16 protein-coding genes are annotated in these 19220 nt (G+C 67.9%); 4 read left to right on the top strand and 12 right to left on the bottom strand.

Annotated elements, in window-relative coordinates; all coding sequences use genetic code 11:
- Window positions 1-45 precede the first annotated feature (45 nt).
- Window positions 46-1188: a glutamate--cysteine ligase gene (locus ABIE24_RS08640; protein WP_354498733.1), complete on the top strand. Its 1143-nt coding sequence runs from the start codon at window positions 46-48 to the stop codon at window positions 1186-1188.
- Window positions 1189-1460: 272 nt separating this feature from the next.
- Here the strand turns inward: ABIE24_RS08640 and ffh are convergent, their stop codons facing one another.
- A complete protein-coding gene (gene ffh, locus ABIE24_RS08635; RefSeq protein WP_354498731.1) occupies window positions 1461-3029 on the bottom strand; it encodes a signal recognition particle protein in 1569 nt (522 codons plus the stop codon).
- Between the two features lie 104 nt (window positions 3030-3133).
- Between ffh and lipB the strand changes: the two genes are divergently transcribed.
- Together lipB and lipA are read left to right on the top strand one after the other, a co-directional pair.
- The gene (gene lipB / locus ABIE24_RS08630) at window positions 3134-3790 is read left to right on the top strand and encodes a lipoyl(octanoyl) transferase LipB (protein WP_354498729.1); all 657 of its coding nucleotides are present in this window, start codon (window positions 3134-3136) and stop codon (window positions 3788-3790) included.
- On the top strand, window positions 3787-4806 hold the full coding sequence (gene lipA, locus ABIE24_RS08625; RefSeq protein ID WP_354498727.1) for a lipoyl synthase: 1020 nt from the start codon (window positions 3787-3789) through the stop codon (window positions 4804-4806). The genes lipB and lipA overlap by 4 nt, the downstream gene beginning before the upstream one ends.
- A gap of 3 nt (window positions 4807-4809) precedes the next feature.
- On the opposite strand, the gene ABIE24_RS08620 is transcribed toward lipA, so the two are convergent.
- From ABIE24_RS08620 to smc, 3 genes are read right to left on the bottom strand one after another with little or no spacing between them, the layout of a single operon-like run.
- A complete protein-coding gene (locus tag ABIE24_RS08620; protein WP_354498725.1) occupies window positions 4810-5307 on the bottom strand; it encodes a DUF2004 domain-containing protein in 498 nt (165 codons plus the stop codon).
- Window positions 5307-6182, bottom strand: coding sequence for a signal recognition particle-docking protein FtsY (ftsY, locus tag ABIE24_RS08615; RefSeq protein WP_354498723.1), 876 nt, complete (start codon window positions 6180-6182; stop codon window positions 5307-5309). The genes ABIE24_RS08620 and ftsY overlap by 1 nt, the downstream gene beginning before the upstream one ends.
- A gap of 35 nt (window positions 6183-6217) precedes the next feature.
- Window positions 6218-9799 (bottom strand): chromosome segregation protein SMC, encoded by a 3582-nt coding sequence (gene smc, locus ABIE24_RS08610; RefSeq protein WP_354498721.1) that lies wholly within the window; start codon window positions 9797-9799, stop codon window positions 6218-6220.
- A 182-nt stretch (window positions 9800-9981) separates the two neighbouring features.
- Between smc and ABIE24_RS08605 the strand changes: the two genes are divergently transcribed.
- The gene (locus tag ABIE24_RS08605; RefSeq protein ID WP_354498719.1) at window positions 9982-11067 is read left to right on the top strand and encodes a GNAT family N-acetyltransferase; all 1086 of its coding nucleotides are present in this window, start codon (window positions 9982-9984) and stop codon (window positions 11065-11067) included.
- Between the two features lie 523 nt (window positions 11068-11590).
- Here ABIE24_RS08605 and mutM read toward each other — a convergent pair.
- The 8 genes from mutM to coaD all read right to left on the bottom strand — a co-directional run bounded on the left by mutM (window position 11591) and on the right by coaD (window position 19198).
- Window positions 11591-12487: a bifunctional DNA-formamidopyrimidine glycosylase/DNA-(apurinic or apyrimidinic site) lyase gene (gene mutM / locus ABIE24_RS08600; RefSeq protein WP_354498717.1), complete on the bottom strand. Its 897-nt coding sequence runs from the start codon at window positions 12485-12487 to the stop codon at window positions 11591-11593.
- The gene (gene rnc / locus ABIE24_RS08595; protein ID WP_354498715.1) at window positions 12471-13169 is read right to left on the bottom strand and encodes a ribonuclease III; all 699 of its coding nucleotides are present in this window, start codon (window positions 13167-13169) and stop codon (window positions 12471-12473) included. Before rnc ends, mutM begins: the two co-directional genes overlap by 17 nt.
- Window positions 13170-13201: 32 nt before the next feature.
- The gene (gene rpmF, locus ABIE24_RS08590; RefSeq protein WP_354498713.1) at window positions 13202-13405 is read right to left on the bottom strand and encodes a 50S ribosomal protein L32; all 204 of its coding nucleotides are present in this window, start codon (window positions 13403-13405) and stop codon (window positions 13202-13204) included.
- Window positions 13406-13408: 3 nt separating this feature from the next.
- The gene (locus ABIE24_RS08585; RefSeq protein ID WP_354498877.1) at window positions 13409-13903 is read right to left on the bottom strand and encodes a YceD family protein; all 495 of its coding nucleotides are present in this window, start codon (window positions 13901-13903) and stop codon (window positions 13409-13411) included.
- A 154-nt stretch (window positions 13904-14057) separates the two neighbouring features.
- The gene (locus ABIE24_RS08580; protein ID WP_354498711.1) at window positions 14058-16361 is read right to left on the bottom strand and encodes a transglutaminase TgpA family protein; all 2304 of its coding nucleotides are present in this window, start codon (window positions 16359-16361) and stop codon (window positions 14058-14060) included.
- Complete coding sequence (locus ABIE24_RS08575) at window positions 16348-17685, bottom strand: DUF58 domain-containing protein (protein ID WP_354498709.1); 1338 nt, start codon at window positions 17683-17685, stop codon at window positions 16348-16350. Before ABIE24_RS08575 ends, ABIE24_RS08580 begins: the two co-directional genes overlap by 14 nt.
- A gap of 2 nt (window positions 17686-17687) precedes the next feature.
- On the bottom strand, window positions 17688-18719 hold the full coding sequence (locus ABIE24_RS08570) for an AAA family ATPase (RefSeq protein ID WP_354498707.1): 1032 nt from the start codon (window positions 18717-18719) through the stop codon (window positions 17688-17690).
- Window positions 18716-19198, bottom strand: coding sequence for a pantetheine-phosphate adenylyltransferase (gene coaD, locus ABIE24_RS08565; RefSeq protein ID WP_354498705.1), 483 nt, complete (start codon window positions 19196-19198; stop codon window positions 18716-18718). Before coaD ends, ABIE24_RS08570 begins: the two co-directional genes overlap by 4 nt.
- Between the last annotated feature and the right edge of the window lie 22 nt (window positions 19199-19220).

Below are 19220 nucleotides of genomic sequence, written 5' to 3'. Positions count from 1 at the left end.
GATAAACGGTGCCGGGCGATCCGGCAGGAGCGGACGGGTTTCACTATGGGCATCGACTTCGCCAGGTCAGAGCGATCGACCGTCGGCATCGAGTGGGAGCTTGCCCTCGTCGACCAGGACAGCGGCGAGCTCGTCTCAGCGGCGGATGAAGTACTCCTCGCCCTGCACCAGCCTGACGGCTCCCCGCATCCCCACATCACCGGCGAGCTGCTCCTCAACACGGTCGAGCTGGTGAGTTCGGTGCACACCACCGTCGCGGCAGCAGTCGCGGACCTCGACGGCCAGTTGCAGGAGGTGCGCGAGGTGACGCGAGGTCGCGGGATCGACATCATCGGGAGCGGGTCTCATCCGTTCGGGCAGTGGTACGACCAGCCCGTCGCCAACAAGGAGCGCTACCACAAGCTCATCGAACGCACCCGCTGGTGGGGCAGGAACATGATGATCTGGGGTGTTCACGTGCACGTCGGCATCGAGGACCGCGACAAGGTGATGCCCATCCTCAACGCCATGCTCAGCTACATTCCGCACCTGCAGGCGATCTCGGCCTCCAGCCCGTACTGGAGCGGAATCGACACCGGGTACGCGTCCAACAGGGCCCTCATGTTCCAGCAGTTGCCGACCGCCGGGCTCCCGTACCAGCTGGCGGACTGGACCGCGTACGAGAAGTACGTCGCCGACATGACCACACCGGGCATCATCGACGACTACACCGAGGTGCGCTGGGACATCCGCCCGTCACCGCACTGGGGAACCATCGAGGTGCGCTTCTGCGACGGCGCGTCGACCCACCGTGAACTGGCGGCCGTCGCCGCCCTGATCCACTGCCTGGTCGAGCACCTGTCGACCCGGATCGACGAGGGCCTCCCGTTGACCGTGCTGCAGCCCTGGTACGTGCGCGAGAACAAGTGGCGGGCGGCCCGGTACGGACTGGATGCCGAAATCATCCTCGACAACGCCGGGAACGAACGCCTCGTGACCGACGACATCCGGGACCTTCTCGTCTTCCTCGCCCCCATCGCCCATCGCCTGGGCTGTGCCGACGAACTCGCGTCGATCACGACGATCCTCGACGAGGGCGCGAGCTACAGCCGGCAGTTACGGGTCGCCGAGGCGAATGACGGCGACCTGACGGCCGTCGTCAAGGCGCTCGCGCAGGAGCTGCGCGACGGCTCGGGGCCCGTTCGATAGCCGTCGCGCGCGTGCCGGGTGCTGCTGTCTCGGTTGCGCGGGTCGGTTCACCACGCGCGGGTGCAAATGCATCCGCGGCCGGCCAAAACACCCGCGCGAGCACATCCCCCATCACCCACGTAAACACCCTCGAACGACGGATGCCAGCCGAGTGGCGCGGGTCGATTCGCCACGCGCGGGTGCAAACGCACCCGCGGCCCACCAGAACACCCGCGCGAGCACACCAGGGTGCCGCACCCAGGCGTGAGGCGGCATCCGTCAGTTGCGGATTGCTAGCGCCCGAGGAACTTCTGCAGGCTCGCGAGCTCTTCCTCGGTCGGCGCGGCGGATCCTGTGCCGTTTTCGCCGAGTCCGAACCCGGTGCCACCGGTCGCCGCAGGCTTGACCCCGGATGCGAGGGCCGCGTTCTCGGTCGCCCGCTTCGCCGGGTTGCCCGACTTCGAACCCTTCTTCTTCGGCTGCTGCTTGCGCGAGCTGTTGCCGCCGCCGCCACCGCCACCGGGAATCGGGCCCATGCCCGGGATGTTCGGAACGCCACCCTTGGCCACGGTCTTCATCATCTTCGCGGCCTGCTCGAAACGGTTGACGAGCGCGTTCACCTCGGTGACCGTCGAACCGGAACCACGGGCGATACGCAGGCGGCGCGAACCGTTGAGAAGCTTCGAGTTCGTCCGTTCGGCGAGGGTCATCGACTGGATGATCGCCTCGGTGCGCACGATCTCGCGCTCGTCGAAGGCGTCGAGCTGCTGCTTCATCTGCCCCATGCCGGGGAGCATGCCCATCATCTTCTTGATGGAACCCATGTTGCGCAGCTGCTGCATCTGCTTGAGGAAGTCGTCGAGGGTGAAGCTGTCGGTCGAGAACTTCTCGGCCATGGCACGGGCTTCGTCCTCATCGAACGCCTCCTGCGCCTGCTCGATGAGGGTGAGGATGTCACCGAGGTCGAGGATGCGGCTCGCCATCCGGTCCGGGTGGAACGGCTCGAAAGCGTCGAGACTCTCGCCCGTCGAGGCGAAGATGATGGGACGGCCGGTGACGGATGCCACGGACAGCGCGGCACCACCGCGCGCGTCACCGTCGAGCTTGGTGAGCACGACTCCGGTGAAGTCGACGCCGTCCTGGAACGCCTTCGCGGTGGCGACGGCATCCTGACCGATCATCGCGTCGATGACGAACAGCACCTCGTCAGGGTCCACAGCGTTGCGGATGTTCGCCGCCTGCTTCATCAGCTCGGCGTCGACACCCAGTCGACCTGCCGTGTCGACGATGACGGTGTCGTACTGCTTCGTGCGGGCGTAGGCGATCGAGTCCTTCGCAACCCGCACCGGGTCACCGACACCGTTGCCGGGCTCGGGCGCGTACACGGCCACACCGGCCTGCTCGGCCACGACGCTGAGCTGGGTGACCGCGTTGGGTCGCTGGAGGTCGGCGGCGACGAGGAGCGGCGTGTGGCCGTCCTTGGCGAGCCATTTCGCGAGCTTGCCTGCGAGGGTCGTCTTGCCGGCGCCCTGGAGGCCGGCGAGCATGATCACCGTCGGCGGGTTCTTGGCGAACTCCAGCCGGCGCTGCGAGCCGCCGAGGATGGCGACGAGCTCTTCGTTGACGATCTGCACGACCTGCTGTGCCGGGTTCAGAGCCTTGTTGACTTCATCGCTCAGGGCGCGTTCGCGGACTTTGCCGGTGAAGTCCTTCACCACGGCGAGCGCAACGTCGGCCTCGAGAAGGGCGCGACGAATCTCGCGCACGGTGCCGTCGACGTCTGACGCCGACAACGAACCCTTCTTGCGGAGGTTCTTGAAGGTCTCGGAGAGCCGGTCTGAGAGGTTTCCAAAAGTAGCCATTTGGTTCTCAGTTTACCGAGGGTTCGCGCCGTCTCGTGCCGGGAGCATCCGAAACGCCCGAATACGTTATTGGACGCGGTACATTTAATACTAGGCTCACCCCCATGACCGATGTTCTCCTCGCCGGACTGGCGCCCGACTACCTGCCCTATCTCGAGGGCTGGGATCTCCAGAAACGCACCCACAGAGCTGTGGTCGACGGCTCAGCACCCGACACCCTCATCCTCTGCGAGCACGCCGATGTCTTCACCGCCGGGCGCCGCACCTCGGCAAGCGAACGGCCAACCGACGGCACCCCCGTTGTCGACGTCGACCGGGGCGGAAAGATCACCTGGCATGGACCCGGTCAGCTCACCGGCTACCCGATCGTGCGGTTGCCCGAGCCCGTCGACGTGATCGACCACGTCCGCAGGCTCGAGCAGGTAATGATCGATGTCATCGGATGCTTCGGGGTCGAGGGCAGGCGCATCGACGGCCGGTCCGGCGTGTGGGTCGGCGGGCCAGGAGAAGAGAACAAGATCGGCGCGGTGGGCGTCCGCGTCGCCGACGGCGTGGCCATGCACGGCTTCGCGCTGAACTGCAGTAACTCCCTGGCACCCTTCGACCGCATCGTGCCGTGCGGCATCACCGACGCCGGCGTCACCACCCTCAGCATCGAGGCGGGCCGGACAATCACCCCGGCGGATGTCGTCGATTCTCTCGTCGCGATCTTCCTCGCCGGCGCGACGCCCATGGACGTCGATGCGGAGCATGCGGCATGAGCGCGTGTGGTTCCGGTGCTCCGGGTCCGGCGCTGCCCGGCAACGGCCGCAAGCTGCTCCGCCTCGAGGTGCGGAACGCGGCGACGCCGATCGAGAAGAAACCGGACTGGATCAAGACGAAGGCGAAGATGGGCCCGGAGTACCGCCGCCTGCAGGACCTCGTGAAGGATGAGGGCCTCCACACGGTCTGCCAGGAGGCCGCCTGCCCGAACATCTACGAGTGCTGGGAGGACCGGGAGGCGACGTTCCTCATCGGTGGCTCCCAGTGCACCCGGCGGTGCGACTTCTGTCAGATCGACACCGGAAAGCCCGCCGCCTACGACACCGACGAACCACGCCGGGTCGCCGAATCGGTGGCCGCCATGCGGTTGCGCTACGCCACCGTCACCGGTGTGGCACGGGACGACCTGCCCGACGAGGGCGCGTGGCTGCACGCCGAGACGGTGCGTCGCATCCACGCCGATAATCCGGGAACGGGCGTCGAGATCCTCGCCACGGACTTCTCGGGCAACCCCGACCTGCTCGGTGAGGTGTTCTCGTCACGACCGGAGGTGTTCGCGCACAACGTCGAAACGGTCCCGAGGATCTTCAGGCGCATCCGGCCGGCGTTCACCTACGACCGGTCGCTCGGCGTCCTGTCGCGGGCCCGGGCGGCGGGTCTGATCACCAAGTCGAACCTCATCCTCGGCATGGGCGAGACGGAGGCCGAGGTCGCCGAAGCGCTTCGGGACCTCCACGACGCCGGAACCGACATCGTCACGATCACCCAGTACCTGCGCCCGACCCCGCGACACCTGCCGGTTGCCCGGTGGGTCCGCCCGGAGGAGTTCGTGGCGTTCAAGCAGCTGGCGGAGGAGATCGGTTTCCTCGGCGTGCTCGCCGGGCCGCTCGTGCGCTCGTCGTACCGCGCGGGGCGGTTGTGGGCCCAGTCGATGCACCGCAAGGGACTGCCGCTGCCGGCGGGCCTTCACCACCTCGCCGACCCCGAACTCGGGTTCGCGCAGGCGGTCGGCTGAACCTCAGCTGAGCAGTTCGATCCCGACAGACTCGCCGCGGATCGACAGGTAGACGACAAGCGCGAGGTCTGAGTCGTCAGGGTCGAACGCGAACTCGAACGACGCGAACTGCGCGCTCTCGCCGGCCTGGTGAGGCGAGACCGTCACACGGATGAGCTTGAGCGACCGGATGATGTCGACGTCATTGTCGCCGGAGTGGTCGACGAGCAGGTCGACGAGGTCTTCCCCCATCTCCTCGACGGTCTGCTCGATGAACTGGGTCACGTCGGAGTCGCGGTCGTCGACATCGGAGAGCATCGCTTCACGGGCGCGCAGGTCGAGGCCTTCGAGGGAGCTGATGACGCCGGCGGCGTTGTCGAGGGCATCCGGTGCGAGGCTCACCCCACCGGGGGCACTCAGCGACACGTCGACGGGCTGGTCGCCGACCTCGACGTTCTCCGACCAGTACAGCCCGCCCGTCTCATCCGTTTCGATCGCTCCGAAGAAGTCGTGCTCGATCATCAACCAACCAGTTTCTGTGCGAAGACGTGCGGGGTGAAGCCGGTGAGGTCGTTGATGCCCTCGCCCTGACCCACCAGTTTGATCGGAATGCCGGTGCGCTCCTGCACGGCGAGGACGAACCCGCCACGGGCGGACCCGTCGAGTTTGGTGAGCACGAGTCCGGTGACCCCGGCGTGCTCGATGAAGGCCTCGGCCTGGGCCAGGCCGTTCTGGCCGGTCGTGGCGTCGAGCACGAGGAGCACCTCCGCGATCGGCGCCTGCTTCTCGATGACGCGGCGGATCTTCGACAGTTCGTCCATCAGGCCGCTCTTCGTCTGCAGCCGGCCGGCGGTGTCGATGAGCACGATCTCGATCCCGTTGCGTTTGGCGTAGTCGACGGTCTGGAACGCGACGGATGCCGGGTCCTGGCCCTGCTGCTGCGGCCGGATGATCTGCGCTCCCCCGCGCTCGGCCCAGGTCGCGAGCTGCTCGACGGCGGCCGCACGGAACGTGTCAGCGGCACCGACGACGACGCTGCGCCCGTAGGTGCCGAGGAACTTCGAGAACTTGCCGATCGTCGTGGTCTTGCCGACGCCGTTGACCCCGACGACGAGTACGACGGCCGGGCGTTCGGAGAGTTTGAGGGTGGTGTCGTATTTCGAGAGCCGTTCCTCGATCGACTCGCGGAGCATCCGCTGCAGGTCACGGGGATCCGTGGTGCGATACCGGTCGACCTTCGCGTGGAGGTCCTCGAGGGTGGCTTCGGTGACGTCGGGGCCGAAGTCGGCGGTCAGCAAAGCGTGTTCGAGGTCGTCCCACGTCGTCTCGTCGATGGTCGGCTTCTGAAACATACCTTTGAGGGCGCCGGAGAGTGACCAGGGCGTGCGTTCTGCCATGAGCCCAGACTACCGAGAGTTCGGGGGCCGCTTGTTCAGCCGGCCTTCGCCTCAGGCGCGGCGACGCGCTGGCCGACGACCGCAGAGACCCCGTCCTGGCGCATGGAAACGCCGTAGAGGGCGTCGGCGATCTCCATGGTGCGCTTCTGGTGGGTGATGACGATGAGCTGGCTGGTGAGCCGCAGGTCTTCGAAGATCGTGAGCAGCCGGCCCAGGTTGGCGTCGTCGAGCGCCGCTTCCACCTCGTCCATGATGTAGAACGGGCTCGGCCGTGCTTTGAAGATCGCGATGAGCAGCGCGACCGCCGCGAGGGAGCGTTCGCCGCCGGAGAGCAGCGACAGGCGTTCGATCTTCTTTCCCGCCGGTTTGACGCTCACCTCGATGCCGGTGGTGAGCAGGTCGTCTGGGTTGGTGAGCGAAATACTGCCGGTGCCGCCGGGGAACAGGATCGGGAACACCTCCGCGAACGCTGCCTTCGTGTCGTCGAAGGCCTCGCCGAAGATGACCTGCATCTTCTCGTCGAGTTCCTCGATGATCGCCAGCAGATCCTTGCGGGTGTTGGTCAGGTCGGTGAGCTGCTCGCTGAGGAACGCGTGCCGCTGCTCGAGGGCGGCGAACTCCTCGAGGGCGAGCGGGTTCACCCGGCCGAGCTGGGCGAACGTGCGCTCGGCTTTCTCAAGCCGCTTCTGCTGGGCGGCGCGGTCGTAGGGGATGCCGGCGGGCGCGGCATCCGTGTCGTCGGACGCCGTCGGCGGGGCCTCAATGGCGGCCTCTGTAGAGCCTTCGGTACCGTCGGGAGGGACGGAGACGTCGGGACCGTACTCGGCGACGAGAACGTCCTCGACGAGACCCAGTTCACTACCGGCACGCTCGAGCAGGCTCGACAGGTGCAGTTTCTTCTCGTAAATCTGCAGTTCGAGGCCGTGGACGTTCTCGGTGATCGCCTGCAGCCGTTCGCGGAGCGCCGCCTCGTCACGGCGGAGGGCGACGAGTTCCGCGTTCTGGCTGGCACGTTCCTGCTCGGCGCGCTCGAGCACGAGTTTCGCCTCGGTGACGGAGCGGTCGACGGAGGCCAGAACGGCGGGGAGGACCTCGGTCACCCCGGTGGCGGCGGCGACCTGGCGGGCCCGGATCACGGCGCGGCGCGCGGCTGCCTCGGCGGCGACCCGGTCGGCCTCCATCTGGGTGATCAGGTTTTTGGTGCGTTGCTCTTCGGCTCGGACCCGCTCCCGCGCGGTCTCCAGCTGCAGGCGCGCCTCGAGTTCACGTTCACGTGCCGCCTCGAGTTCTCCGAGGAGCGATTCGCGGGCGGAGATGTCGAGGATCGGACGGGGACGGGAGGTCGCCGTCTCGAGGTCGGCCTTCGCCCGGGAGGCGGCGCTCTCGGCCGCGGTGACGGCATCCTTCGACGACGCATACGCGGCGCTGAGACGCTCGAACTCGGCGGTCGACGCTTCGACCTGCACGCGGGCGCGGTTGAGCCGTTCCGCCTGCGCGGCCACCTGCGAATCGAACTCCCGCAGCGCGCTCAGCGTGTGCTTCGACTGTTCCTTCGCCGAGCTCAGAACGCCCCGCTGCTCGGCGAGGTCGAAGCGTACGGCGTCGAGTAGCGTCGTCACCTCGGCGAGCCGGTCGGCGGCGGCGTCGCGCTCGGCGAGAAGTTCGATGCGCCCCTGTTTGCCACCCGATCCGCCCCGGAGAATGAAGTCGGTGAGAACGTCGCCCGCCCGCGTGACCAGGGTGACCGGGCCACCGAGGTCGGCTGCGGCAAGCGCGGGGGCGGCCGCGCGCGCCGCGTCGACGTCTTCGGCGATGGCGAGGTGGTTGAGGATGCCGAGGATGCCGTCAGGCCCGGTGACGACGGACGCGGCGCTGCGCACGCCCGGGATCTCCGGCCAGTCGACCCGGGTGCCGGCCGCGTCGGCGATGACCACTTCGACGCGTCCGAGGTCGTGGGCGCGGGCGTGTTCGACCGCGCGTTCGGCGGCATCCCGGTCTTCGGCGAGCACGGCGTCGGCGAGCGTTCCGAGCGCCGCGGCGATCGCAGTCTCATAGCCGGGCTGAACCTGGACCGAATCGGCGACGACACCGCGGATGCCCTCGAGCCGAGCGGCGACGAGGTCGGTCGACCCGTCTTTGATGTCGAGGGCGCGCGACAGTGCGCTGGTCTGCGCGGCGAGGGCGTCGCGTTCGCGCTCATGCCCGTGCAGCAGGTCGCGGAGCCGGTCGATCTCGGCCTCCGCTTCGAACACGGCCGCCTGGGCGATCTCGTAGGCCTCGTCGAGGCCGCTCTCCCCCGCGTCGATGTCTCCCGCCGATTCTTCGACCTCGTCGAGCTGCAGCTGCGCCGCGCGGCCGCGGTCGGCGGCGGCGTCGATCGCGTTTTGCTGCCGCAACCGTTCACCACGGACGGCGGCGAGCCGGGACGCGGCGGTCTCGGCCTGCCCGGTCAGTTTCGTGATCTCGAGGTCGTGGCGCGAGACGAGGGCGCTCTGCGCGGCGATCTCCGTGTCGACGGCGTCGAGCCGGCTGCGCGCCGACGCGGTGTCGGCCTGCGCGCGCTGCCACGCGGCATCCGCCGTTGCGACCGCTTCCTGCAGTCGGGCCACCTCGGCGTGCGCGTCGTCGACCATCGACCGGGTGACGCTCGGGCCGGCATCCTGCGCCTCGCCCTGTGAGCCGAGCAGCGCAAGCCGCTGGTTGGCGAGGGTGAAGAGGTTGCGGAGCCGTTCCTGGGCGGACTCGAGCGCGAAACTCGTTCGCCGCGCGCCGTCGACCACGTCGCCGACCTGCGCCTGCTCGATCCGGGCGATCCGGAGCTGCTTCTGCTCGAGTTGCTCCTGCAGCACGATCCGTTCGGTGTGGCGTTCGCTCTCGGTGCGGCCGTGGTCGTCGAGGGCGCGGCGGAGCGCGACGACGTCGTCGGCGAGGATGCGGGCGCGGGCGTCGCGGACGATCGCCGCGATGGTCTGGGCCTCGCGGGCGATCTCGGCCTGCCGACCCAGCGGTTTGAGCTGCCGGCGGATCTCTCCGGCGAGGTCGCTGAGCCGGGTCAGGTTGGTCTGCATGGCGTCGAGCTTGCGGAGCGTTTTCTCCTTGCGGCGTCGGTGTTTGAGGATCCCGGCTGCTTCTTCGATGAATCCGCGACGTTCCTCGGGGCTGGCGCGGAGCACGGCATCCAGCTGGCCCTGACCGACGATGACGTGCATTTCGCGGCCGAGCCCGGAGTCGCTGAGCAGTTCCTGCACGTCGAGCAGCCGGCAGTTCTCGCCGTTGATGGCGTAGTCACTGCCGCCGTTGCGGAACAGCGTGCGCGAGATCGTGACTTCGGTGTAGTCGATCGGCAGGGCGCCGTCGGAGTTGTCGATCGTGAGGAGAACCTGGGCGCGGCCGAGCGGACCCCGCGTGGAGGTCCCGGCGAAGATGACGTCTTCCATCTTGCCGCCGCGCAGCGTCTTCGCGCCCTGCTCCCCCATCACCCAGGCGAGGGCGTCGACGACGTTGGATTTGCCTGACCCGTTGGGGCCGACGACGCAGGTCACGCCGGGCTCGAAGGCAAAGGTGGTGGGTTGCGCGAACGACTTGAAGCCCTTGAGGGTGAGGCTCTTCAAATACACCGCGTGTCCCCTCCTGGTCGCTCCGGCCGCGAATCCCTGCCCTACCGTACCGAACGATGGCTTCCCTGACGCTGATTGACCCGCATCCGATGCTGAATTGGGCTGGCGACGGATGCTTCCGGCTGGCTAAGCTGGTCGGCTGCCCGGACCCGGGTGACGAACACGACATCGCTGGAGCTGCCATGAGCACCGACGTCCTCGACGGGCTGACCATCCACGAGTTTTCCGCTCCGGCGACCCTCGACGACGAGGGCGGCGACGACTTCATCGAGATGGTGGACGTGCGGAACGCGATCGAGTCAGAAATCCTCGGAACCGACGATCTCAATCCGACGGCGAAGGAATTGCTGCCGTTCTTCCACGACGTGTTCTCACCGAAACGCCTGTTCCTCGCGCGCCTCGATGGGCGCATCATCGGTCGAGGCGTGTACGAGTGGCAGCCGGAGGAGGGCGCGACAGCTGCGTTCATCGAAGTGCAGGTTGCGCAGCAGGCTCGACGGCGCGGGGTCGGCACATCGCTGCTCCGCGTGCTTGAGGCGACAGCGGCGGCCGACGGCCTGCGGGTGATCCAGTCGTGGAGCTCTCACCTGCCCGCGATCAGCGACGACGTCCTGGTCCCGCCGACCGGTTTCGGCGCGATCGACCGCAACTCCGCCGCCGCACGTTTTGCGCAGGCGCACGGCTATCGGCTGGAGCAGGTCGACAGGATCTCGCGTATCGACCTGCCGGTCAAGCCTGGGGTCCTCGCGGCGAAGCGGGCGGATGCTGCCGCCCACGCGCCCGATTACGACGTCGTCCAGTGGGTGGGCCGCTGCCCCGAGGAGTGGCTCACCGACATGGCGCACCTGCACCGGCGGATGTCGACGGATGCGCCCATGGCCGCCATCGAGTTCGCCGAGGAGGACTGGAATGAGGCCCGCGTGCGCAACCTCGACGAGATGATCCTGGGCGGTGGGCAGCTCGGTGTCACCTCGGCCGCACTGCACACGCCGTCGAACCGGCTCGTCGGATTCACCGAGATCTCGCTTCCGGAATTCGAGGGCCGCCCGGCGAGCCAAGGGGACACCCTCGTCCTGAAGGAACATCGCGGGCACCGCCTGGGAATGCTGCTCAAGGTCGCGAACCTCGAACTGGTGCAGCGGATCTCCCCCTCCACGCCGCGGGTGACGACCTACAACGCTGAGGAGAACCGTCCGATGCTCGACGTCAACGAGGCGGTTGGGTTCGTGCCCACCGCCTATGAGGCGGCCTGGAAGAAGACGGTCTGAGCGTGAGGGTGTCGATTCGCCACCTTCTGTCGCCCAACGAGTCAACGAGCGACATCCCGCGGCGAATCGATACTCCCAACAACATCTTGTGGCGACTCGACCGCCGCTGAGCTAGACCGCCACTGAGCGCCCACGGCTGGCCAACACCGCACCACCGCCCACTCCATGGCATCCGCGCACCATTAGAAGCCCGATTCGCCACCTTTTGTCGCCCAACGAGTCAACGAGCGACATCCCGCGGCGAATCGATACACCCAACAACATCTTGTGGCGACTCGACCGCCGCTGAGCTAGACCGCCGCTGAGCTAGACCGCCACTGAGCGCCCACGGCTGGCCGGCCGCGCACCACCGCCCACTCCATGGCATCGGCGCACCATCAGAAGCCCGATTCGCCACCTTCTGTCGTCTAACGAGTCAACGAGCGACATCCCGCGGCGAATCGATACACCAACACCATCTTGTGGCGACTCGACCGCCGCTGAGCTAGACCGCCACTGAGCGCCCACGGCTGGCCGGGCGAGATCACCGGCGGCGCTGGCACCGCGGGCAGAAGTGCGACGACCGGTTCATGAACTTCACCCGGCGGATCGCCGTCCCGCAGCGCGCGCAGGGCTGCCCCTGCCTGCCGTACGCGTTGAGGCTGTGGGCGAAGTACCCGGATGCCCCGTTCACGTTCACGTACTGGGCGTCGAAGCTCGTGCCGCCTTCGGCCAGCGCCTTCGCGAGCACGGCGCGGACCTCGGCCAGGAGCGACACGGCACGACGGCCGCTCAGCGACGCGGCGGGCTGCTCGAAGTGGACCTTCGCCGCCCAGAGTGCCTCGTCGGCGTAGATGTTGCCGATGCCGGAGATGAGGGTCTGGTCGAGCAACGCCCGCTTGACACCCGTCGCCTTGCGACCGAGCAGCGTGAGGAACCGGACGTCGTCGAAAGCCGGATCGAGTGGATCGCGGGCGATGTGGGCGACCTGGCTGGGCACGAGGGCGGGCCCGACGGCCGCCCCGGAGTACCCGCCAGGAAAATCGTCGTCCGTCGGCAGCATCGAGTCGACGGCCATGCTGCCGAAGATGCGCTGGTCGACGAAGTTGACGAGCAGCTCACCGTGATCGGGCGAATCGATGCCGATGCGGATGCGCGTCAGCCGGTCGTCGGTGCCCGGCGCGCGCAGCAGCATCTGGCCGCTCATGCCGAGGTGGGTGACGAGGGCGTCGCCGTTGTCGAGCGGAAACCAGAGGAACTTGCCCCGCCGGACGGCGGCGACGATCGTCCTCCCGCCAATTACGTCGACGAATGTGCCGGATGCCAGGTCGTGGCGTCTCAGGGACCGCTGGTCGAGAACCTCGACACCGGTTATGAGGGCGCCGGTGACGGCGGGCTCGAGGCCGGCCCGGACGACCTCGACCTCAGGAAGCTCGGGCACTCAGCTCGGTCCACGCGGTCAGGGCCGCGGCCATCTCGGCGTGCTTCTTGCTCGATCCCTGCCCGACAGCGCTCACCAGGTCGCCGACGGTGACCGTGGCGACGAAGACGCGGTCGTGGTCTGGGCCTGAGCTCTCCATCGTGTACACCGGCGCCGGGGCATGGTGCGCGGCGGCGGCTTCCTGGAGGCTCGTCTTCGGGTCCATCGCCGCGCCGAACCGTGCCGGGTCGGCGAGCAGCGGTTCAACGAGCCGCAGGACGAGGGCGCTGGCGGTGTCGAGTCCCTGGTCGAGGTAGACCGCGCCGATAAGCGCTTCCATCGTGTCGGCAAGGATCGACGCCTTCTCGCGCCCACCGGTGAGTTCTTCGCCCCGGCCGAGCCTGAGGTACTTGCCGAGCCCGATGGTGTGGGCGATCTCGGCCAGCGCCACGGTCGATACGACACTGGCGCGCATCTTCGCGAGGGCCCCCTCGGGGAGGTCCGGGTTCTCACGGTAGAGCTTCTGCGTCACCGACAGCCCGAGCACGGAGTCGCCGAGAAACTCGAGACGCTCGTTGTGCGGGATACCGCCGTTTTCGTACGCGAACGAGCGGTGCGTGAGAGCATGCTCGAGCACCGCCGGGTTAAGCGACACACCGAGGGTCGCAAGAAGCGGCCCCCGGTCTGTCAAGCTCTCTGTCATCAAGGTTCGATGCAGTTCAGCAAATCGCAGACTTAGACGTCGGCGACCTTGCGGCCCTTGTACTCCATGAAGAGTGCCGTGCCTGCGGAGTCTTCGACAACCTTGGCGCGGTGCGGCAGGCTGTAGGTGGTCTTGCCACCCTCAACGGTCTTCACCAGGGTCGGGGGCGTGGCCTTCCACTGTGCACGGCGTGCACGGGTAGAGGCTCGTGACATTTTGCGCTTCGGAACAGCCATGTCTTATCTCTCTTCTTTGCTTACAGCATCCGAGTTGTCGGAGCCTGGGTCTGGGGAAAACCCGGCGAGCGCAGACCAGCGAGGATCGACGGTCTCTTGGGGCTTTCTGTCCGGGTTTTCTGCCAACCGCTCGCCGGTCTCGGGATCGAGTCCGGGGCAATCTGGCTGGCATACCGGCTGAAACGGCAGCGACAAAACCACTGCGTCCCTGATGAGAGGTTCAAGATCCACGTGGTCATCGTGAACCTCGTAGTCAGAGGCTTCGTCACCAGAGTACGCGAAAAGTTCCTGAAACTCGACTTCGACGCTCTGCGTGATGTCGATGAGGCATCTTCCGCACACTCCGCTGGCGACGGTTTCGATCTCAGCGGTGACGAGAACACCCTCGTGCACGGACTCGAGTCGAATGCGTTCGTGGATCGGGGTGCCTTCGCGAACGGCAACGAGGCCCTCTCCGAACTGCTCCGGAGCGTCGACCACGAGGTCATGCTCGCGCATCTCTCCCGGGCGCCGCACGAGGTCGCGGATATTCACCGCGAACGGCAGTTTTTTGTATTTACTCACACCCACGATTCTATCGCCCGCCGGGAGGCTCACCTGCGTGCCCGCTGAATCGGGCGCAATCGAGGCGACCGTCCGGCGGTTTCCGGCGTCAGGCTGGTTCAGGAATCCTGTCGCGGTACACCGGGGTCAGAACGGATGCCGGCGCGACGGTCGCGCGAACACGGTCCACCATCGTCGCCTGGCGGCGCAGGGCGCCCCTCACGGTGTCGGTGTCGTGGGCGAGGCTGGAACCGGCGAGGCGGGAGACGGGGCGGTTCGGATCGGCGAACCGCGCATGCTCGACCGCGTCCAGCAGAGACGCCAGCGCGTTCTGCTCCAGCCTGGTGAACGTGCCCTGCACGGCGAGCGCCCCGGCGAACCCTCGCGGTGTGTCGGCGCCACTGACCGGGAGGCCGTAATCCTGCGCGGCATCCGACACCTCACGCCAGGCTGTGAGCGGTCCCGCCCGGCCGGATCGCAGGGCGCGGTCGCGGGAGGACCTGCGGAACGCCCGCAGGAGGGCGGGGAACGCGAGCAGGAGCAGGAGGGCGGCCGCGGCGGCCGCGAGGACGCCTGCAGGAGGATCGCCCGCTCCTCCCCCGCCTGTCGACGTCGCCGTTCCCGGGGTGATCGGCGTCAGCTCTTCCTGCAGGCGCTCAGCACCAGCCGCGGTTCCCGGGTCGCGGCCTTCGGCGCCGCTCACCTCGGCGCGGGCGTAATCCGGCACCACCCCGCGGCCGGGCGTCGGCTCAAAGGGCACCCAGCCCACGCCGCTGAAGTACAGTTCCGGCCAGGCGTGGAGCTCATCGGTCCCGACCGAGTACGTCAGCCTGTCTTCAGCGCCGATGATCCGGTCTCCGGGGAGGTAACCGAGCGAGACGCGGGCGGGGATCCCCGCCATCCGTGCGAGGATCGCCATCGCCGAAGAGAAATGGACGCAGTATCCGCGTTTCTTCTCGAGGAATTTTGCGATGACATCGAAACCGTCTCCGTCGTAGCCTTCGTCGACCGGCGCCTCGATGGAGTAGAGGAACGCCGTGCTTCGCAGGTAGCGCTGGATGGCGAACACCTTGTCGTAATCGTTCGTGATGCCCGCCGTGACTTCGGCGAGGGTATCGGTGAGGATCGGTGGGACCTCCTCGGGCAGCTCGAGGAAGCGCTCGACGTCGTCGGGGACCTCAGGCTGCGCGGCGATGAGCTGCTCCCGCGTCGGCAGGATCAGCACGCTCTCCGCGAGGTATCGTTGCCCGCTTGCGCTCGACAGCCTGCTCGACAGCGTCAGCCCCTCGGTGTCCCACATCCACCTGCCCTCGACTCCGAGCACGCGGACGCTCGGGAACGGCACCGGGAGCCAGGGTGCCACCATGCCGTCCACCCGCACCGAGGTCGTCGTCGGCTCGGTGAGGATCTCGTCGGAGAGTCCGGGGACCTCGAGCACGTTGTCCGGCTCGTTGGGCTGCCGGACCCGGTCGCGGCCCGCCGACCAGGTCGTGCCGTCGAACTCGTCGAGCGTCAGCAGGCGGAAATACAATGGCTCGTCGGTCGTCGTCGTGTACGAGAACTGTTGGGCGCCGCCCGGGCGGCGCAGGTCCTTGCCGAGGTCGACAAGGGGGCTCACACCGCGGCCGAAGAGCGACCCGCCGCTGGACGGCAGCAGGCTCTCGCCGTTGTAGCCGGGCGCCGCGGCCGCGAACACGAGCGATCCGACCACCGCGATCGCCCCGATGCTGAGTACGCCGCCCGGCCGTCGTGTCGACATCCGCCGCACCCGTGTGTCGGTCCAGAGCACGCAGAGGTAGGCCGCCCCGCACAGCGCCAGTGCGACGAGGTTCACCTCGCCGTTGACGAAGCCGGGGACCAGGGCGATGGCGAAGGCAGGAACGCCGACGAAGGCCGGCATCCGACCGGCGATGGCGATGGCATCGAGAAGGACCGCGAACGCCCCGCCGCCCACCGCGAGGACGAATCGGATGCCGATGTCAGCGTCGGCGGGTGTGCCCTGGCGCGAGATCGACCGCATTCCCTCGCGACCCAGTTCGCTGAACGCCGCAACGGTGTCCGAGGTCGGCACGACCAGGGCGAACGACGCATCCGGCGCGAAGAACAGCACGAGCAAGGCCAGCCAGACGATGGCGCCGACGAGCGTGGCGACCCAGGTCGGCGCACCGAGAGATCGAGCCGCCGCGGCGGATGCCAGCACCACGACGCCGAGCAGGGTGACGCCCAGCCACCAGGCTGCACCGTCGAGAAGCGGGGTGAGGGTCGACACCGTCATCACGTACAGCACGATGAGCGCCCAGGTCAGCGGCCAGTAGCGTTGGGCCGCCGCCCGTCGATCACCGATCCCTTCCCGCGGGCGCGGCGGGCGCCCTGTCTGGCGGGCTTCGGGGCGAGGGGGGCTAAGAACCGACACGAGAGTCTGCCTGTCCTGCGGCCTCCGAATCGCCGAAGGCGACCCGGGTCCACGCTGCTTCGACGCTGGTGCGCTGGTCGATGAGGGCGGCCCGCCAACCGGCATCGGCCAGGGTGCGGATCTCGTCGAAGCCGGGCTGAGCCGCCGGGCCCTCGGTTCTGGTGAGAAACACGACAGCGGGTGAGGCGTTCACCTTGATCGAGACGAGGCCGCGCGCACCGAAGCGGGAAAGCTGCCCGAGGACGGCGAAAACGGGCATCACGGTGCCGGTCCGTCGGATCACCGGGTGCAGGCCCGCGCTGACGTTGTAGAGGTCTGAAACGTCGAACCGTTCGGTCTGGGCGAGGACGTCGAGCAGCCCACCGGAGTCGCCCGGCGCGAAGCGGGAGATGCGGTACGGGACGCTCCCGTCGGCGAACGGCACGGCATCCGTCACACTCTCGATCACGGAAACCGCGTACCCGGCGTCGAGGAGGTGGATGCCGAGCGAGGCAGCCAGCTCCACCATGCGTTCGAAATGGGCTTCGGATGTCGCGCCCACCGGGTTGTTCTTCCCTGCCAGCGCCGTGTCGAGGAGCAGTGCCGCTTCGGGGTCTCCTTCCTGCTCCTCCTGCCTCACCATGAGTTCGCCGCGCCGTGCGGTCTGCCGCCAGTGGACCCGGCGGAGGGGGTCGCCCGCACGGTACTCACGGGCGATGAGCTCGTCGGCGCGCTGGGTGGCGAGCAGGTTGAGGTCGTGCTGGGCACCGTCGCCGCTCGACGATCGGAGCCCCGCGTCCGGGAGCAGCGTGACGCGGGGGGTGACGATCAACGGCTGCGGATCTGCGATCCGCCGTTCGGTGGTGACCAGGCCGAACGGGTCGCCGTGCGTCACCCGGAGCGGCCCGATCAGGAAGCGTCCTCGTCGCACCGACCGCAGTTCGTACTCCAGCTGGGCGCGGTAGCCGCGGAGGGAACCCGGGAGGCGACGGGGCAGTTCACCCTTCGGCGCACGACCGAACACCGACGGTACGTCATCCCGCCAGGACGCGATCGCAGAGACGTCGTTGTCGCGCGATTCGACGATGGCACGGACCAGGGTCGGCTCCCCGACCGAGACGGATGCGGGGGTGAAGGTGCGCGTGGCGGTGAGGCGGGGACGGTGGGTGCGCACGTAGACGGCAGACCCGGTGAACAGGAGGATGAGGAACAGGAAGAGGAACAGGCCTTCCCTGCGGTCGATCACGGTGGCGGCCACGAGCACGCCGGAGGCCACGAGAAGCACAGCCCAGCCGCGTGCCGTGGGACGGACGGCACGGAATCGGCCCGGCTGGGTGGCTCGCACGGTTACCTCGTGTTCGACGGCGGGACGACCGCGGTCTCCAGGATGCCTGCGATGAGTTCGGCGATGAGGTCGTCGCCACGCTGGTGGTGGCCGAGTGCCCTGCTGGTGGGCATGAGACGGTGGCCGAGAACGGGGAGCGCCAGCTCGTCGATGTCGTCGGGGAGGACGAAGTCGCGGCCGGCCACGAGGGCGAGCCCCTTCGCCGCCCTCACCAGCTGCAGCGTCGCCCTCGGGCTCGCGCCGAGGCGGAGATCGGGGTGTGCCCGTGTCGCCCGGACGATGCCCACCGCGTATTCCTTCACGCTTGGTGAGACGTACACGTTCCGTACCGACACCATCATGCGCTGCAGGGACGCGGCGGATACCACCGGTTCGAGGGTGGACAGCGGGTTGGAGGTGTCGCGGGTGGTGAGCATGCTCAACTCGGAGCCCTCGTCCGGGTAGCCCATCGAGATCCGGGCCATGAACCTGTCGCGCTGGGCCTCGGGCAGCGCGTACGTGCCCTCCATCTCGATCGGGTTCTGCGTCGCGATGACGGTGAACGGCCTCGACAACGGATAGGTGGAACCGTCGACGGTGACCTGACGCTCTTCCATGCATTCGAGCAGGGCGGACTGGGTCTTCGGGGAGGCTCGGTTGATCTCGTCACCGATGACGATGTTCGCGAACACCGCGCCGGGCTTGAACTCGAAGCGGCGGTCGGCCTGGTTGTAGACCGAGATCCCGGTGACGTCGCTCGGCAGAAGGTCAGGCGTGAACTGGATCCGGCTCACCGTGGCGTGCACGCTGCGGGCGAGGGCCTTGGCCAGCACCGTCTTACCCACGCCCGGAACATCCTCGATGAGGAGGTGCCCTTCAGCGAGGAGGACCGTCAGTGCGGTCCGCACGGCGGAGTGCTTGCCGTCGATCACCGATTCGACGTTGCGGATGATGTCGTCGGCGAGCCGGTGCGCTTCAGTGGGCGGGAGGCCGACCGCGTCCTCGACAAAGGCGGTGGAGCCGTCGGTCGGTGCGCGGGTGGGCAGGCTGGTCATGATCGCTGGAGGAACTCGGCGACAGGAGGGGGAACGAACGGGCTCACGTCGCCGCCGAGCGATGACACCTGGCGGACGAGCGAACTCGACACGTGCGCATGGGCGGGATCCGGAAGCATGAAAATCGTCTCCACTCCGGCGAGGTGTCGGTTGACGATCGCCATCGGTGTCTCGTATGCGACATCCACCTGGGAGCGGATGCCTTTCACCAGCACGGATGCCCCGACATCCGTCGCGTAGTCCACGAGAAGCCCGACGCTCCAGGACGCGACGACGATGTTGTCGCCAGAGCCGGCCTCCTCGATCGACTTCTCCAGCAGGGACACCCGTTCCGTGATCGGCAGCAGCGCCGACTTGCCCGGGTTGTGCACGACGAGGACGTGCAGTTCGTCGAACAGTCCGGCGGCACGCTTGATGACGTCCATGTGACCCAGGGTGACGGGGTCAAATGAGCCCGGAACGACGGCGATCCTCTGCATTTCTCAAGACTAGCGGGAGCAT

The sequence above is a fragment of the Mycetocola sp. 2940 genome, assembly GCF_040548835.1.
Classification (GTDB): Bacteria; Actinomycetota; Actinomycetes; order Actinomycetales; family Microbacteriaceae; genus Mycetocola_A.
Note: the sequence above shows the minus strand (reverse complement) of the source record. Positions and strands in the feature narration are given on the sequence as shown.

What these genes read in the sequence shown, in the direction of transcription:
- rnc (WP_354498715.1), bottom strand. Translation starts at nt 13,169, where the DNA reads ATGACAGAGAGCTTGACAGACCGGGGGCCGCTTCTTGCGACCCTCGGT.
- ABIE24_RS08605 (WP_354498719.1), top strand. Translation starts at nt 9,982, where the DNA reads ATGAGCACCGACGTCCTCGACGGGCTGACCATCCACGAGTTTTCCGCT.
- lipB (WP_354498729.1), top strand. Translation starts at nt 3,134, where the DNA reads ATGACCGATGTTCTCCTCGCCGGACTGGCGCCCGACTACCTGCCCTAT.
- ABIE24_RS08620 (WP_354498725.1), bottom strand. Translation starts at nt 5,307, where the DNA reads ATGATCGAGCACGACTTCTTCGGAGCGATCGAAACGGATGAGACGGGC.
- ftsY (WP_354498723.1), bottom strand. Translation starts at nt 6,182, where the DNA reads ATGGCAGAACGCACGCCCTGGTCACTCTCCGGCGCCCTCAAAGGTATG.
- rpmF (WP_354498713.1), bottom strand. Translation starts at nt 13,405, where the DNA reads ATGGCTGTTCCGAAGCGCAAAATGTCACGAGCCTCTACCCGTGCACGC.
- ABIE24_RS08640 (WP_354498733.1), top strand. Translation starts at nt 46, where the DNA reads ATGGGCATCGACTTCGCCAGGTCAGAGCGATCGACCGTCGGCATCGAG.
- ABIE24_RS08570 (WP_354498707.1), bottom strand. Translation starts at nt 18,719, where the DNA reads ATGACCAGCCTGCCCACCCGCGCACCGACCGACGGCTCCACCGCCTTT.
- ffh (WP_354498731.1), bottom strand. Translation starts at nt 3,029, where the DNA reads ATGGCTACTTTTGGAAACCTCTCAGACCGGCTCTCCGAGACCTTCAAG.
- lipA (WP_354498727.1), top strand. Translation starts at nt 3,787, where the DNA reads ATGAGCGCGTGTGGTTCCGGTGCTCCGGGTCCGGCGCTGCCCGGCAAC.
- coaD (WP_354498705.1), bottom strand. Translation starts at nt 19,198, where the DNA reads ATGCAGAGGATCGCCGTCGTTCCGGGCTCATTTGACCCCGTCACCCTG.
- ABIE24_RS08585 (WP_354498877.1), bottom strand. Translation starts at nt 13,903, where the DNA reads ATGCGCGAGCATGACCTCGTGGTCGACGCTCCGGAGCAGTTCGGAGAG.